This is a genomic window from Roseovarius sp. MBR-51 (genome assembly GCF_053628575.1).
In genome coordinates this window covers 146,833-162,833 of the sequence record NZ_JBRJGQ010000002.1, presented here as the reverse complement: position 1 = coordinate 162,833, position 16,001 = coordinate 146,833, and the positions used below count along the sequence as shown (strand labels likewise).

Here is a 16,001-nt window from a genome sequence, read left to right as displayed (position 1 = left end):
GCCATCGGGGCGCGGTTCTTATAGTCAAGAACGGCGGGGGCTCAGCGGATGTTAGGCCGCACCGTCACTTTGTTGCGCCCCGTCACCGTCACATGCACCACTTGCCCGCTTGCGGCATTGGTCACACGGATTGCCTGCCCCTCCTGTCCGGGCTCTAGCGCGACACCGGCCGCCTCGATCCGAATGCCGCCCACCCCCGTGACGATGGTCACGGGACCGCCCTCCTCCACCTGCCAGTCATGCTCCAGATGTCGCACCAAGAGAGGTTGCCCGGCACCCAGATTGCTCTTGAGGCGGCGACCGATCGCCGTTTCAACGGCCTCCACCAGATCACCCTGAACCTTTGAGGCGATCTCGGCCTCGCGCAGATGCTCTGCCCGCAACACCGTGCCGCGTGGCAGGCTCTCGGCCAGCACCAGCGCGGCCCGCTGCTCCCTGCCGCCAGAGGCGCCCGGCAAACGCGGCGCTGCCTCTCCATCCTCAATGCGGATCACGCGCGTCCAACCGCCCGGCCCGTCACAGCTCAGGCTCACCGCCTGCCAGCCGCCCTGATGCGGTGCAATCTTCGGCGCAACCGGACAGGGGGGATAGGCGCGATGCACCGACAGCACCGGCCGCCCCCCCTGCCCAGCCGCCGTCAGCGCCTGCTCGACAAGCACCTGCACCTCGCGCCCTTCCAGGGCCATAGCCGCCATTGGCAAGAGACACGCCACAGCCAACCCAAATCCGATCCGGATCATAAGCCCGTCTCGACGAAATAGACCCGCAAACCGTTGAAACTCGCCAGCGTGCGGCTTGGGTCCAGCGGACGCAGCGTGGTCCGGCTCTTGTCCAGCGCAACCACTTCCAAGAGACCAAAGCCGTCATTGGGATCATCCACAAACGCAAGGCTGGCCCGCGTCAGGCCATGCCGCCGCCCCAGCGGCACGCTCAGCCCCTCAGACCCGAGCGCCAGACGCGCCTCGGCGGGCTGACAGGCCAGACCATCGAGCATCGCGCGCACCTCCTGCAACACGCCAGCGGTAAGACCCGCCTCGGCACTGCTGCGATTCTGCCCGGCAACAAGACCCGCGACCCCACCGCGCGGCACCGCCGCCTGACGCTCAATCCGGCGTCGCACACCATTGCCATCCGGCCCGATCACCGCCACCTCCAGCGTCAGACGCAGCGTCTTGCCCTGTCGATCCACAGTGATGCTCTGGTTCATCTGATGATCTCCCGCAGCAGGCAGCGATTGGCCGCGCGTGAGCGTGTTATAATCCAGCGACGCCGCCACAGGTGCCGTGGACAGTGGCGCGATCCGCTCCAGATCCGTGTCGGGATGGGCACGCAGCAGCTCCATCAGATCGCGCGCCAATCCCTGCGCCAAGGGCTCAGCCCAGGCCGAGGCCTCAGGCGTCACCCGGATTTGCGGCGGCGTTGCGCTGACTGTCATGCGCCGGCGCGACGCACAGGCCCCGACCGGCATCGGCCCGACCTCTGCCGAGACCCGCACCACCCATTGGCCGTCCTGCAAGGCCGCAGATAGAATCCGATGTGTCAGGATGCGGCCCGTCGGGCGCAAGATCGTCAGATCGGCCGTGATCCGGCCCTTGTCCATGGCGGTATGGCCCTTCAGGCTTGCGCCCCCCGCAAGGGCCGCCGAGACCAGCGCCTCGCCAATCGCGCGGCGACGGGCGGCATCCTGATCAGCGGCAGAGGAGACATAGGCCCGCCCCTCCGCCTCGACCCATAGTGTCGCGTCCTTCGCCTCTGCCGCCGTACAGAACACGGCTCCCAACAGGACCAGAAACCAGAACTGCAAGCGTGTCACATGCCCCCACATGCCTCAGCCTCGCTGACGCACGGCGCGCAGGATATAGCTGACCGTATCGGGATCGAGCGCCATCACCACTTCAAAGGAATCGTCGCCTTTGGGCGTGATCCGCAGTGTGCGCGCGCCCCGGATTTCACCGGCCACCAGCCCGCGCACGGTATCGCTGCGCAACACCTGATCGCGCAACGCGCTCTCGGAGCTGATCTGGAGACCGTGAATTTGCTCGGTCAGATCGCGCATCGCCTCCAGCCGCGCGGCACGGATCGCCATCAGGCGGCGCTCGTTGATCGACGTGCCGGGCTGGGTCGAGACCTGCGACAGACCCAACCCGGTGAATTGCACCGCTTGGGGTACCGTGCCTGCGGCGCTGACCGGCGCACCTGACAGATCGTCCTTGAGTTGCGCCACCGCTTGGGTGCGCGCACTGGCATCATCCGGCAGGGCATCGACCGCGCGCGAAGGGGCCATACAGGCCCCAAGCGGCAACAATGCCAGCGGCAACAGAATGGAACGGAGCATCTTGGGCGACATGGGGAACCTCTTTCGACAGGACCGGACGGGCCGGGTTTTCATCCCTTTGCGTGCAAGGCTCGTGCCACCCCTGAAACCGCCTGTCTCGCGCCCACTCCAACCGCCCGATTTGGCACGCGATTTGCACCCATCCTTGCGATGCGACGCAACACAAGGATCACCCAATGGCCGCGCTGAGCCGTGCCTCACACCGCCCGAATTTCGGGGCTGGCCTGCTGCCCGTGGGGATTCTCGCCATCGTGGCGATGATGGTGCTGCCGCTGCCCTTGGCCCTTCTGGATATCTTCTTTGTTTTCAACATCCTGCTCTCCCTTTTGGTGCTGATGGTCTCGCTCTACAGCTATCGCCCGCTGGATTTCTCATCCTTTCCCTCGGTCCTCTTGATCGCCACCGTGTTCCGCCTCGCGCTCAACGTGGCCTCGACCCGTATCGTTCTGACCTCCGGGCACGAGGGCAGCGGGGCTGCGGGCAAGGTGATCGAAGCCTTTGGCAATTTCGTGATCGCAGGCAATTTCGCCGTCGGTCTGGTCGTCTTTGTCATTCTCGTGATCATCAACCTCATGGTCATCACCAAGGGGGCCGGCCGCGTGTCCGAGGTTTCGGCCCGCTTCACCCTCGACGCCATGCCCGGCAAACAGATGGCCATCGACGCCGATCTCAACGCCGGGATCATGACTCCTGAACAGGCCCGCGCACGCCGCGCCGAAGTCGGCGAAGAGGCTGATTTTTACGGTGCGATGGACGGTGCCTCGAAATTCGTCAAAGGCGACGCGGTCGCCGGTATCCTGATCCTCGCCGCCAATATTCTGGGCGGCATCGTCATTGGCACGTCGCAACACGGGCTCTCGCTCGGACAGGCGGCGGAAACCTATGTGCTCCTGTCCATCGGGGACGGCCTTGTGGCTCAGATCCCCTCGCTCTTGCTCTCCATCGCCACGGCTGTGATCGTCACCCGCGTGGCCTCGACGCAGGATATGGCAGGCCATATCGGCACCCAGATCGGCATGCACCGGGCATGGCTGCCGGTGGCGGCGGTCATGGCCATCATGGGTCTCATTCCCGGCATGCCCAACCTCCTCTTCATCGTGGCGGCTCTCGCAGCAGGCGGCGTGGCCTGGGCCACCCGCAATCAACTCGCCCCCGGCGAGACCGCCGCTCCCGCTCCCGCCCTCGGCGCACCGCCCCGGCGTGCCGCCCTGCCCGCCCCAAGCGGCGCAGGCGCGGGCCAGCCGGGCGCGCGCCCCGACACCAGCGGCGCCATCACCGCCGAAGAGGTGACGGATTATGCCCCCATCACCATCCAGATCGGCTTTGGCCTCATTCCCCTGATCGAAGAGGGCGCAGGCGGCGCGCTCGTGTCGCGCATCACCGGCATCCGGCGCGAGGTCTCGACCGCGATGGGCTTTGTCATCCCCGGCGTCCGCATCCGTGACGACATGAGCCTGCCCGCCAACGCTTACCGCATCCGCATCCGTCAGGCCATCGTGGCCGAGGATCTCGCCTATCCTGACCGCAAGCTGGCGCTGCCCGGCAGCGGCACCACCCGCAAACTGCGCGGAATCGAGGTCAAAGACCCCTCCTTCGGCATGGATGCCGTCTGGATTCAGCCCCATCAACAGACCGAGGCAGAGGCGGATGATTACGTTGTGGTCGAACCCGCCTCCGTGGTCGCCACCCATCTCAGCCAGATGCTCTATGCCCATGCCACCGACCTCTTGGGTGCGGATGATGTGCAGGGTCTCTTGGAGAACCTCGAACGCTCCGCCCCCACGCTGGTCGAATCCGTGGTGCCTAAACTCGTGCCGCTGCATGTTCTGACCGCCGTTCTGCGCGCGCTCTTGCGCGAACGCATGCCCATCGCCGACCTGCCCCGCATCCTCGAGGATCTCGCCGGCATGTCGGCCCGCCTCAGCGAACCACAGGACATGGCCGAGGCGCTGCGCCCTGCGCTCGCCCCGCAACTCCTGCAACAGATCGCGCCGCTCAAAGACAGCCTTTACCTCATCACCCTCGCCCCCGATCTCGAAGATCTGCTGACCCGCTCGCAGCACGACACCGCCGGGTTGATCGTCGAACAGGGGCTGACCCGCCAGATTCTCGGCCAGTTGAACGAGGCCCAGGAATCGCTGGCCGGTCAGGGCCGTCAGGCCGTCGTGGTGGTCTCCGCCGCGCTGCGCCGCGCCTTTGCCGCCTTCCTGCGCACACATGGCGTCGATGCCGTCGTGATGGCCGTCTCCGAATTGCCCGACAACCGCCGTGTCGAAATTGCCGCCAGCATTGGCAGCGCCAGAGCCACCCCGCCCCGGGCGGCAAGCTGAGGATGTGACAGATGAGCACGATAACCTTTCGCGCCCGTGACAGTGTAACCGCTCTTGAACAGGTGCAGCGCCGGTTGGGACCGGATGCGCTGATCCTGTCGAACGACCTGATTGACGGACAGGTGGTGATCACCGCCAGCGACGACGCACCCGAGAGCTTCGCACGGCCGATACCGCGCGTTCGAGCCGTCCCACAGGCGGCTTCGGTCGATCTGATGGTCGACGACCCGATCGCGCCGCCCGCCCCCGGCGTCACAGCGCCAGCCCCGCGGGTCGCAACCCGCCTGCCCAGCTTTCTCAGCCCCAATGCCCCGAACGCCTTTGACCGGATGCTGGGCGAGGCCAAGACGGCAGAGCCCGTGCTCCAGGCACCCGATATCCCGACCCCGATCCCGACCCCGATCCCGCGTCTGCCCGATCCGCTGATCCTGCGCGACCGCCTGCTGAACACACCACGGATCGTCCTCATGGGACCGGCCGGCGCAGGCAAATCGCAGGCGGCGCTGCAATTGGCCTTGATGCGATTGGCCCGCAAACCCGGCACAATCGTAGAATTCTGCTTCTGTGGCACAGGATCGCATAGCGACGGGGCCTTCTTGGCACAGAAATCGCATCTGCTGGGTATGGAAACCCTGTTTGACACCCCCGACCACCTCGCCGCCCCCCAAGGCGGCACTGTCCAGATCGTCGTGATCTCGGGACGCGGTGGCGATGGCCCGGCCCTTGGCCGCGCTGCGCTCTCGCTGCCTGAGGCGCGCGCCGCGCTGGTGATGCCGGGCGGTCTGCGCGCGGACCGGATCACGGCCCTGCACCGCCAATGGGCAGGCCTGACCGAGGCCGCGATCCTCACCGACACACAAGACACGGCGCAGGACGCCGAGGACCGGGCCGCCCTCACCGCCGGTGGGCTCGTACCGCTCTGGGCGTCTGCGCCCGACCAGCTGGTCGAGGGTCTGCGCGTGCTCGAGGATGCCGCCCCCGCCGAACCTGCGAACATCCCCGACCCGATTGAAACCCCGAGCCCGTCCGTCCTCTTTCGCCGTCACGGCTCAGAGCCGGAGGCCCGGTCATGATCGCCCCGCACAGCTATGCTGAACAACAACCCAATCCCAACCGACTGGTCGAGCAACACATGCCGCTGGTGCAGCGGTTGGCGTGGCACTTTCATGGCCGCGTGGGGCGCTTCATCGAAATCGACGATCTACTTCAGGCCGGATATCTGGGGCTGATCGACGCCTCCCAACGCTATTCGGTCTGCGATGGGGTCAGCTTTGCGGCCTATGCCGCGATCCGTATTCGTGGCTCGATCATCGACCATCTGCGCCGCAACTCCAACCTCTGCCGCAACTCGATCACCATGCGCCAAAAGATCGAGGCCACCCGCCGCAAACTCTCGCAAAGACTGGGCCGCGAACCCGAAGTGCCTGAACTGGCCAAATCGCTGGAGATGTCCACCGAGACCTTTCAAGACTGGGAAAACCGGTTTCAAACCAATCAGCTGCAGTCGCTGGACGAGGTCTATACCGATCACTCGATCCTCTTCAGCGACAATGCCGCGACCCCCGAGGACGAGGTTGAGCATCTGCAACTCAAGGCGCTCTTGAAGAACGCGCTCGAAGATCTCCCCGAACGCTCGGCGCTCGTTCTGCAACTCTACTATGTCGAAGAACTCAACGTCTATGAAATCGCCGCGATCCTTGATGTGACCACCGGGCGGGTTTCGCAGATCAAAAAGGCCGCGATCAACCAGTTGCGCGATCTGATGCAGGCACGGCTGCACAGCCACGCGGCGGAATGATCCCACCGGGTCAAACCGCCAGACAGCAGGCTTGGCTCAGCCCGTTTTCCGGGCCTCAGGTTCTGACAATTCCTCGGGCCAGAGGCCCAGAGCAGCCCGCGTTTCGCCAAGGCTCAGACTTGGCCCAAGACGCGGATAGGGCCTGTGCGCGTACCCCGCCGCCGCCAATGCCACACGGACCTCGGCGCGCTGCTCTGCGTCAAGCCGCGCAAGCGTCCGCTCGCAGGGATAGAGACTCTCGACCGCCGCCCCATTGGCCAGGATGAGCGCCTGACGATCCAGCAAAATACAATGATAACCCAGCATCCCAATCAGATGAGCGCGGCGTATGCCCGGCATGCCGACAAATCCCGCGGCAGGGCCGGTGGTGGGTGCCGCCTCCCCTCCCTGATCCGGCAGCGGAAGCCGGTGCTGCGGCGACAGCTTGAGCGGTCGCATGGGATGGCCCGCGCCCAGCGCGCCCACCTCGAACCGGACCGGTGCGACACTGTTTGAGGTGTTCAAATCAAGATCCACCTCCTGCGCTCCAACCCAGATCACCACGCGCTCCTGCCCCGAAGCATCCAGAACATGATCCCCCGCAACCAAAGACTGCACCTTGCTCTCACCCGTCGGGGTCAGGATTGAGGTGCCCGTGACAAACGACAGCGGGGCGTCGGCATCCAGCCGGTAACCGACGGGCGTCACGTCAACCACAAGCGCCATCATCCCGGGCGCATCGGGCACAACATCGGGATAGAGAAACACGGTGTCGCCGCTCATGTCATTCCGAACCATCAGCAGATCCCGCGCCTCACCCGTCAGTTCGAGAACCCCGAAGAGCGACATCCCCGGCTGCGCGCGCCCGGACCCCAGCACGGTGTACCGCGCGCCGTCCAGCACAACATGCGTTCCCACTCCGATGACCGGACCACGCTCCCACAGCACCCCTAGGTGCACACCGCCGATGTCATCCGTCGAGATCGTCGCTTGGGCTAGATGTGGCTGCGCGCCCAATGGCACGCCGTGATAAGTTTGATAGGCCACTTCATAGTCAGCCATGGCAGGTGCCTTTCCGATGTTGAGATGATTGCAGAGAGGTCAGAGCATGGCCGCAACTCACGCTGTGCAAGGCGACCAGTCCGATCAACCAGAGGCGCTCGTCTGCCGGTCACCTCAGTTGTCAGAGTTCCATCCGTCAATCAGGTTTTGCAGATAATCGCCGGTCGAATTGAGCTGCGTGACGATCAATTCCATCTGTGTGAACTGGCCAAGATAGCGCGTGCGCACCTCCTCCGCCCGCAAATCCAACGCCTCAAGTGCGGTGGTCTCGGTGGCAATGGAAGAAGTCAGAGAGCGCTCGCGCTGCTCCAACGCATTCCCATCCGCAAGAAAACCCGACAGATAGGATTGCAGACTGCTGACCATGCTCGGGGCAAAGTCGACCTCAGCCAGATCCGTTTCGGCTGACACCGTCAGCGTGAGACCTCGCATCGGCCCTGATGGCACGCGGTAAGTCCAGTCGCCATTCTCTTGCTCTGCGCCAAACAATGTCACCCCCGACAGGGTGGCAATCCCGGTGGCCGGATCGCGCAACAAGGCAAAGCGACCGGCCTCCGACGTCGTCGCAGGCGTGCCGCTGATCCGCACAGTCTGCCCCGTCAGATCATCACGGATCAACGGATCGAGAAGGGACGGATTGGCCGTCAGAGCCTTGGTGAAACGGTCCGCATCAAGCGTGAGACTCCCGTCGCGCTCGGTCTGAATACCGATATCCGCCAAATGCGTGCCCCGCTCCCCGAACCCCCGTGACAGGACCCGCTCGATCCCGCGCAGCACCCCATCGGCCAGACTGTCGCCCGCCAGATCACCCGCAACACCCGCCTCGCCAAATCCGCGCGCGGTCAGCGTTTTGACAAGGGTCTGCGTCGCATTGATGATATCGACAAAACTCTGCATCACTTCCAGCGAGCCTTCGGCATTGGGACGCGCCGACACCGTGGCATTCACCGTCGTTACCGCAGTCAGGTTCACCGAGAGGCCGGGCAAGAGATCGTCGATCTGATTGCTGGCACGGGTCACGTTGATCCCATTGAAACTCAGTTGTGCATCCTGCGCGCTCTGCACTTGAATTGCACCCGGCCCGGCGCTGATATCAAAGCTGGCGAGCGCCGCATCCGCCCCCGCCGCGACACTCAAACGCAAGGCATTCTGCTCGCCGGTCTCGGATATGATCCCGAGCGAGAATGTCCCGTCCCCCACATCAATCACCCGCGCCGATACGCCCTCAAACGTGCTCAGCGCTTCGGCGATATCGGCCAGGCTGCTGCCGGCCTGAAACGTCACGGTCTGCCCCGGCCGCGCACCGGCGGTGAACACCGGCGGGACATCGTCGGTCCACGCTCCGAAATCAACGGTCAGAACGCCCGCGCCAATCTCTGCCGCAGCGTCGGTAAAGCCGCCAAATTCCAGAACCTGCGCCTGCGCCAACTGCGTCACACCAATTTTCGCAGTCGTCAAATCAACCGCTGCCGGATCGCTGATCGTGACCGATACCGCGCTGGTATCGCTGCCAACAGTGCGCGGCGACAGGTTCCGCATGAGGTCCAAGGCTTCGGTCATCCGATCGGCCTGACCGCGCAACCGATCATAGCCCGACAAGCGCAGCTCGGCCCGGTCGATCCGGTCGGTGATCAACTCACGCCGGGGCGAAATCTCGGCCTGCGTCAGCGAGTCGGACAACTCCGCGATGTTGATGCCGGTGCCGCCTCGATTCAGAGACGTCAGAATATCGTTTTCCATGATATACCCTCTTCGCCCCTGACAACGGCACGATGCCGCAGGCTGTTAGCCCTGCCGCCTCAATAGGTGATCTCAATCTCGATCCGGCGGTTCAACTCGCGGCCTTCAGGTGTCTCGTTGTCGCTGACCGGCATCGATTCACCCCGGCTTGTCGCAGTCAGGCGCTCGGGCTCGATCAACCCCGACCCAGAAAGCTCGCGCACCACCGCAGAGGCCCGCGCTGCGGCCAGCCCCCAATTGTCCTGATAGGTTGATCCACCGCCAAGCGGCACCGTATCGGTATGCCCCGTCACGACGATATTGCTCGCCTCACCCATCGCCGCAAAGGCCAGTCGCGCCATCACATCGCGCGCCCCTTCGGTCAAGTCCGCCCCGCCGGATGGAAAGGCTCCGCCAGCCCCGACAGTGATGATCACCTTGTCTTCGCGCTGCTCGACCGTCACCAGCCCCTCGCCGATTTCCTGCCGCAACGCGACCTGCAATTGCGCATCGGCAATAGCGGCGCTGCGTTCGGCCTTCCCTGCTTCTGCTTGGGTGTCGGCCTCTTTCTGCGCGGCCTCTGCCATCTGCGGCAATGCCTCGGCCAATCCCTCCAGCATCACATCAGAGGTGGATTGCCCCGTGGCCTCTGCGGCCTGCTGCAAGGCCTCGGCCGCCTCGGTCAACTGCGACGGCAGGCTCTCGCCATCGGCCGCCTCAAAGCTCATGACCACCGTGCCATCGCGCGTTTCCACCTTGACCGTCCCCTGCTGCAAGGCCTCTTGCAGCGCTTGCGCCAATTCTGTCGCCTCGGCCTGACCCGGATCGTCGGCGCCCTCGCCTTCGGCAGCCCCCTTGCCCTGCTCCTCCGTCACTGGACGGTCGATTTCGGGGTTCTCGGTCTCGGTCGTGTCCTGCGTCATCTGCTCTGTCACCGACATTTCCGGCGACGGGCTGAACGACAGATCAAGGATCGTCGTGCCCTTGGGCTGCTCCATCACCGGCACCTGCCGCTGGACGCCAAAGGCCATGCTGAGCGATCCCGCCACCATTTTGAACTTGGGCTGGTTGAACTCGGCAAAGGACAGGATCAGAACGAAAAACGCCATCAGGAGCGTGGCGATATCGGCAAAGGTCGCCATCCACGCAGGCGCACCCTTGGGCGGGCATTTCGGACAGTCATCGGGTGGAGATTCGATGGGAACCGGCAGGGGGATGGGTTTGCGCGCCATGGGTCACACCACCTCAGGCTGCCAACAACTTGAGCTGCATCTTGGGCGGCATCACCGCAACCATCTGCTCTTGCACATTGCGCCCGGATTCGCCGCGCGCGATATTACGCAATCCCGCCAAAACCATGTCGCGATAGGCGGCTTCACTCTCGGTGTATCCTTCGAGTTTCGACAGAACCGGGCCAACCATGACATTGGCGATAAACGCGCCGTAAAGCGTGGTCAAAAGCGCCACCGCCATCGCAGGACCGATCGCTTTGGGGTCGGCCATGTTGCCCAACATCTGCACCAGACCAATGAGCGTGCCGATCATGCCCATCGCCGGGGCAATGTCGATCCAGCCGCGCAGCGCCTCATGCACCTCGCCATGACGCACCTTCATCGCCTTGATCTCTTCCGACAATTGCTTGACCAACTTCGACTCATCCGCACCATCGACCAGCATTTGCAGACCCTTGGAAAAGAACTTGTCCGGCACTTCCTGATTTTCAAGCGCCATCAGCCCGCTCTTGCGCGCGACATCCGACAGCTCGACCATCTTGGTGATCAGCTCCTCTTTGCTCGGCGCCTTGGGCATGAACGCCTTGCCCATCGCACCAAAGCTGCGCAGGAAAACCGGCATGGTGCATTTATACATGACCGCAAAGAACGTCCCGCCAAACACGATCAGAATCGAGGCTATGTCGATGAACGGCCCCAGACCACCCGCAGCCAACATCGAGCCAATCACCATTCCCACCGCACCGATCAATCCGATGAGCGAAGCAATATCCATTGGCGGGACTCCCTGAGCAAGCGTGGCGACCGGCAACATACCGGGCCTCGGCAGGGATGGGGCAAGAACCATACCAAGCCAAACACGATTGAGAGAAAAGTATTATATTGTTTTAAATCATATGCTTGTAAGAATTTACCAGAATTCCTGCTCAACATTTTCCGGGGCCGCCGTTGCTCTTGTCAAGCGCTGGGCAGCGTACACCCATCTAGCGCTGGCAAACGTAACAAGCCAAGTCAGGAGACTGAATATGACCACAATTAATACGAACATCAGCGCGATCACTGCACAAGCGAACATGAGCCGCGTCAACGACGATATGAATGCCGCGATGAGCCGCCTGTCCTCAGGCCTGCGCATCAACGCCGCCAAGGACGATGCCGCCGGCATGGCCATCGCGGAAAAGATGACCTCGCAGATCACCGGCCTCAATCAGGCGGTCCGGAACGCCACCGACGGCAAGAACCTGCTGGACACGACCGAGGGCGCACACTCGGAAGTCTCGAACATGCTTCAGCGTCTGCGCGAACTGGCCGTTCAGTCTGCGAACGATACCAACACTGCCTCCGACCGGTCCAACCTCGGCGCAGAAGCCAAGCAGCTCGTGACCGAAATCAACCGCGTCGCCAAAGACACCACCTTCAACGGTATGAACGTCCTCGACGGCTCCTTCTCGGGCAAGCAATTCCAGATCGGCGCTGACTCGGGCCAGGTGCTCAACATCAGCGTGGACAGCGCCGCCGCCACCGATATCGGCGCCCATACGATGATGTCCAACGTGTCACTCGCCGCTGGGGCCGGCACCGCAGACACCGGCATCACTGCCGCATCGACCATCAACATCACCGGCTTTGCCGGTAGCGCCGAACTGACCACCACAGCCGGTCAATCGGCTCAGGAAATGGCCGCTGCCATCAACAACGTCAGCGCCTCGACCGGCGTCACGGCATCCGCCGAGACCAACATGGAACTGTCGGGATTCTCCGCTGCGGACACGGTCACCTTTGACGTCAACGGCGTGAACATCGGCACGATTGCAATCTCCGACACCGGCGACCTGCGCGGCATTGCCAATGCGATCAACAACCAGACTGGCCGGACTGGCGTCACTGCAACGATGGGCGACGACAATTCGACGATCAAACTGACCGACGCCACCGGCGCCGACATCCTGATCGAGGATTTCACAACCGGCACCGGCGCGACCACAATGGCCGCAACAGCGATCAATTCTGACGGCACTGCCGCCGGCGCAACCGCGGGCGTCCATACGGCAACGCTCGACGACACCGACAATGACATGGCCGTCAGCGGTCAGGTGGAACTCAGCTCGACCAAGCAGTTCTCGGTCGGCACCGATGAGGTGACAGCAGGCGAAGTGTTCTTTGAAGGCGCGGCCAACACCTCCGAGCTCAGCTCGGTTGCCGAAATCGACCTGACCACCCAGACCGGCGCCGCCGACGCCCTCAAGGTGATCGACGTCGCTCTGCAAAAGGTCAGCCAGGCCCGGTCCGACCTCGGTGCCGTGTCCAACCGTCTTGACAGCACGATCTCGAACCTGACCAACATCACGGTCAACGTTCAGGCCGCGCGGTCGGGCGTCATGGATGCCGACTTTGCCAAGGAATCATCCGAGATGGCGCGGTCGCAAATTCTGTCCCAGGCCAGCACCGCGATGCTCGCACAGGCCAACCAGTCGGCCGAAGGCGTGCTTTCGCTGCTCCGGTAAACGTCGAAATCTCGACAGTATCGAAAGAACCCCAACGGTATCGTTGGGGTTTTTTCAATTTAATCAAAGAGGGTTACGCGATTTTTCCGCCATTGGATCGACACGCCCGCCAGCGTCGAATTCCGAGTCTTCAGTCTAACGACAAGCCAGATAGGTATTTAAGCAAGAGATTGGAGAAAATACGATGAACATGCAAATTTCTCAGCGCACCGCCCAGACTCAGGGGCTTGTGATGACCGGCCACATGCAACAGGCGATTGCCCTGCTGCAACTGTCCAACACCGACCTGCAGCGCTATATCGAGCAGGAAGCCGAGGAAAACCCCTTCATCGAAGTCGCCCGCTCCGAACGCGCCCTTCCCAGCCTGCCGCATTCCGGTGGTAAGGGCAATGACGGCGACGATGCCAGCGGCCGCATCGCAGATCACCCGCTCTCGCTCTATGCCCATGTCGCGGCCCAGTTCGACCTGATGTTCAACACCGCTCACGACCGCCACATCGCGGATCGCTTTCTCGAGGCGCTCGACGAAAACGGCTGGTTGGGCGAACCGCTGGAAGAGATCGCCTTTGCCTGCGCCCTCGACATGGACGAGGCCGAGCATATGCTCCATGCGGTGCAGGCGGTCGAACCGACCGGCCTCTTTGCCCGCACTCTCTCCGAATGCCTTGCCCTTCAGGCCGAGGATCTGGGGCTGATGACGCCCATCTTTCGCGCCGTTCTCAACAACCTGCCGCGCCTCGCCGCCGCTGATCTCACCGGATTGGCACGGGTCTGCGCCTGTTCGATGGACGATCTGCGCACCACGCTCAAACACCTCCGAAGCCTCAATCCCAAACCGGGGGCCGATTTCCTTATCGGTGACCTGATCGAGCGCGAGCCCGACCTGATCGTGACCCGAAGCGCGACCGGCTGGAGGGTTGATCTCAATCGCTCCACCCTGCCCGCCGTTCTGGTGAACGAGGCCAGCGCCGCCGCCGCCACTCAGGACAAACGCGCCCGCGACTATGTCGGCGAACGCCTTGGCGTCGCCCGCTGGCTGCGCCGCGCAGTCGAGCACCGCAACCAGACCGCCCTAGCGGTCGGTGCGGAAATCGTTCGTCGTCAGGCCGCCTTTCTGGAACATGGCCCGGCCCGCATCGCCCCGATGACTCTGGCCGATGTGGCACAGGCCATCGGCGTGCACGAGAGCACCGTCAGCCGCGTGACCACCGGCATCCTGATGGTGACGCCACAGGGCACCATGGGGCTCAAGCGGTTCTTCAGCACGGCACTGGCCGGGGATGCCGATGGCGAAGGCGGGGCCTCTGCCGCCGCCGTCCGCTACCGCATTCAAAGGATGGTCGCCAACGAAGACCCCGCCAATCCCCTCAGCGATGATGCCATCGCCCAGATGGTCAGCGCCGATGGTCCGGTGCTGGCCCGGCGCACCGTCGCGAAATACCGCGACATGATGCACATTCCCTCGTCGTTTCAGCGCAAACGGCAGGGCAAACTGAACGCGATGTAAAACGCGGCCGGGGCGTCAGCGCGCCTCGGCAAGATCAGGCCGCCCGGCGGCGTGAAAGAACCGCAGCTCCGGGGCCAGCGCGACCATCTGACGATGCAGGTCTCGCTCTGACCGGGCCGCAATCACCCGCCAGAGACGGAATCCGCGCGCCATACGATCCGCACGCACCAGCATCGGTGCCGCGCGCCAGAAATAGATGCAGATCAGCGCCTGAAGCGCGCCCCCCGCCCCCCATCCCAACGGCACACAGAGCACCGACAGCGCCGCCCAGATGGCCAGAGGCGTCCAAAGTCGCATCTGAAGCATATAGAGCGGCGGCACGAGGGCCAGAACCGAGGGCTTCTGCGGTTGGGCATCATAAATATCGTCCGGCCCGACCATCACATCATAATTGCGCAACCGCGCCGCCAGCAATGGCTCGGGCAAGCGCGCGGCTGCATCGGGCAAAGGCATGGCCCGCCACCGTCCAAGGATTGCCGTGCGCGCCAGCACCGGCCAGACCTTTGCATCGCGCCGCATCCAGAGCACGCGCGGGCGCTCGGGGTGTTCCTTGAACCGGGCCAACAGATCCTTGGTCTGCCCATCAACGGCATGTGTATCGACGCGCAGCAGAATGTCACCGGGCCGCAACCCCAGCGCCTTGCCCTGCGGATTGGCCGACGCGAGCGCCAGCACGCCGGGCGCCTGACCTTGGCGCGGGATGTCTATGGGACTCATGTGCAGGTCATCCTATGGAAAGCCAAAGGGATTGGGCTCAACACGCGCCTGCGGCTTCTTGCGCGATGGGGTCTTGGCTACGGATTTGGCCGGCGCGACACTGCTTTGCGCCGCAGATCTCGTCACCTCCGGGCGTTCCGCCAACATCCGGGTCATCGCCAGTTGCAGGTCCGACAGTCCTTGGGCAAATGCCTCGCGCGTTTCCACATGACTGGCTTGCAGGGCCTCCGAGAGACTGCGCAGCATTTGCGGCGCGGCGGGATCTTCTGCCCCGTCGCTCGCTATTGCCTCGCCAAGACGCGCAGCCTCTTGCGTCAACACTGCTTCAAACCGCTCGATGCCGGCGGTCTGTGCCGCCTCAATCGCTGTCACGCTGTTCGACAATCCCTCCAACGCGGTCATTTGCGCCTGCAAATCGCCGACAGATTTGGAAAATACCGTCAGGGCTTCGATCTGGGTGGCGGTCGCCGTGCGCATGTCCGACAAGGTGCGCAGATAGACCAGCCCCGCCAAGGCAACGCAGAGTACCGCAGCCGCCACGACGCCCAGCATCAGTGGCTTCATCCCCTTGGCAAACTTGTCCAGCCGCGCGGCGGCGGCCAAGGTATCGGATGACAGGCGCGCCACGTCCTCGGCGCTGTCATTCGCGGCAGTCGCCGCCTCAAGAGCCAATTGAATGCTGTGTTCCAGCTCGGCGGGTGTGTTGCTCATGCCGCGTTCCTTCGGGTGTTGCAGACGCCGGACACTCCGGCTTTGACCTCACCGTGCAGAGTTCATGCCAAGTCACGCCCTAAAATCTCAGCTCGACAGGCCGTTGA

14 protein-coding genes are annotated in these 16,001 nt (G+C 63.7%); 5 read left to right on the top strand and 9 right to left on the bottom strand.

Features of this window, described 5'->3' with window-relative positions; all coding sequences use genetic code 11:
* Positions 1-41: 41 nt before the first annotated feature.
* From flgA to ACSSVY_RS03290, 3 genes are read right to left on the bottom strand one after another with little or no spacing between them, the layout of a single operon-like run.
* Positions 42-740, bottom strand: coding sequence for a flagellar basal body P-ring formation chaperone FlgA (flgA, locus tag ACSSVY_RS03300; protein ID WP_454268019.1), 699 nt, complete (start codon positions 738-740; stop codon positions 42-44).
* The gene (locus ACSSVY_RS03295) at positions 737-1,825 is read right to left on the bottom strand and encodes a flagellar assembly protein T N-terminal domain-containing protein (protein WP_454268018.1); all 1,089 of its coding nucleotides are present in this window, start codon (positions 1,823-1,825) and stop codon (positions 737-739) included. The genes flgA and ACSSVY_RS03295 overlap by 4 nt, the downstream gene beginning before the upstream one ends.
* A gap of 3 nt (positions 1,826-1,828) precedes the next feature.
* Positions 1,829-2,335: an LPP20 family lipoprotein gene (locus tag ACSSVY_RS03290; protein WP_454268017.1), complete on the bottom strand. Its 507-nt coding sequence runs from the start codon at positions 2,333-2,335 to the stop codon at positions 1,829-1,831.
* A gap of 176 nt (positions 2,336-2,511) precedes the next feature.
* On the opposite strand from ACSSVY_RS03290, the gene flhA reads away from it, so the two are divergent.
* The 3 genes from flhA to ACSSVY_RS03275 are packed head-to-tail and all read left to right on the top strand — an operon-like array spanning position 2,512 to position 6,463.
* A complete protein-coding gene (gene flhA / locus ACSSVY_RS03285; RefSeq protein ID WP_454268016.1) occupies positions 2,512-4,665 on the top strand; it encodes a flagellar biosynthesis protein FlhA in 2,154 nt (717 codons plus the stop codon).
* Positions 4,666-4,676: 11 nt separating this feature from the next.
* Positions 4,677-5,738 (top strand): hypothetical protein, encoded by a 1,062-nt coding sequence (locus tag ACSSVY_RS03280; RefSeq protein WP_454268015.1) that lies wholly within the window; start codon positions 4,677-4,679, stop codon positions 5,736-5,738.
* Entirely contained in the window at positions 5,735-6,463 is a 729-nt protein-coding gene (locus ACSSVY_RS03275; protein WP_454268014.1) for a sigma-70 family RNA polymerase sigma factor, read from the top strand. Before ACSSVY_RS03280 ends, ACSSVY_RS03275 begins: the two co-directional genes overlap by 4 nt.
* Positions 6,464-6,499: 36 nt before the next feature.
* On the opposite strand, the gene ACSSVY_RS03270 is transcribed toward ACSSVY_RS03275, so the two are convergent.
* From ACSSVY_RS03270 to ACSSVY_RS03255, 4 genes are all read right to left on the bottom strand, one after another.
* Positions 6,500-7,504 (bottom strand): Hint domain-containing protein, encoded by a 1,005-nt coding sequence (locus tag ACSSVY_RS03270; protein WP_454268013.1) that lies wholly within the window; start codon positions 7,502-7,504, stop codon positions 6,500-6,502.
* Between the two features lie 114 nt (positions 7,505-7,618).
* Complete coding sequence (gene fliD / locus ACSSVY_RS03265; RefSeq protein ID WP_454268012.1) at positions 7,619-9,244, bottom strand: flagellar filament capping protein FliD; 1,626 nt, start codon at positions 9,242-9,244, stop codon at positions 7,619-7,621.
* Positions 9,245-9,303: 59 nt separating this feature from the next.
* Complete coding sequence (locus ACSSVY_RS03260; RefSeq protein WP_454268011.1) at positions 9,304-10,455, bottom strand: flagellar motor protein MotB; 1,152 nt, start codon at positions 10,453-10,455, stop codon at positions 9,304-9,306.
* A 13-nt stretch (positions 10,456-10,468) separates the two neighbouring features.
* Positions 10,469-11,230, bottom strand: a complete 762-nt coding sequence (locus tag ACSSVY_RS03255) for a motility protein A (RefSeq protein ID WP_454268010.1) — start codon at positions 11,228-11,230, stop codon at positions 10,469-10,471.
* 250 nt (positions 11,231-11,480) lie between these two features.
* Between ACSSVY_RS03255 and ACSSVY_RS03250 the strand changes: the two genes are divergently transcribed.
* Positions 11,481-12,959, top strand: coding sequence for a flagellin N-terminal helical domain-containing protein (locus ACSSVY_RS03250; protein WP_454268009.1), 1,479 nt, complete (start codon positions 11,481-11,483; stop codon positions 12,957-12,959).
* Between the two features lie 184 nt (positions 12,960-13,143).
* On the top strand, positions 13,144-14,466 hold the full coding sequence (gene rpoN / locus ACSSVY_RS03245) for an RNA polymerase factor sigma-54 (RefSeq protein WP_454268008.1): 1,323 nt from the start codon (positions 13,144-13,146) through the stop codon (positions 14,464-14,466).
* Between the two features lie 15 nt (positions 14,467-14,481).
* On the opposite strand, the gene ACSSVY_RS03240 is transcribed toward rpoN, so the two are convergent.
* Both ACSSVY_RS03240 and ACSSVY_RS03235 read right to left on the bottom strand, forming a co-directional pair.
* Positions 14,482-15,183: a hypothetical protein gene (locus tag ACSSVY_RS03240; RefSeq protein ID WP_454268007.1), complete on the bottom strand. Its 702-nt coding sequence runs from the start codon at positions 15,181-15,183 to the stop codon at positions 14,482-14,484.
* 12 nt (positions 15,184-15,195) lie between these two features.
* A complete protein-coding gene (locus ACSSVY_RS03235) occupies positions 15,196-15,894 on the bottom strand; it encodes a hypothetical protein (protein WP_454268006.1) in 699 nt (232 codons plus the stop codon).
* Positions 15,895-16,001 lie beyond the last annotated feature (107 nt).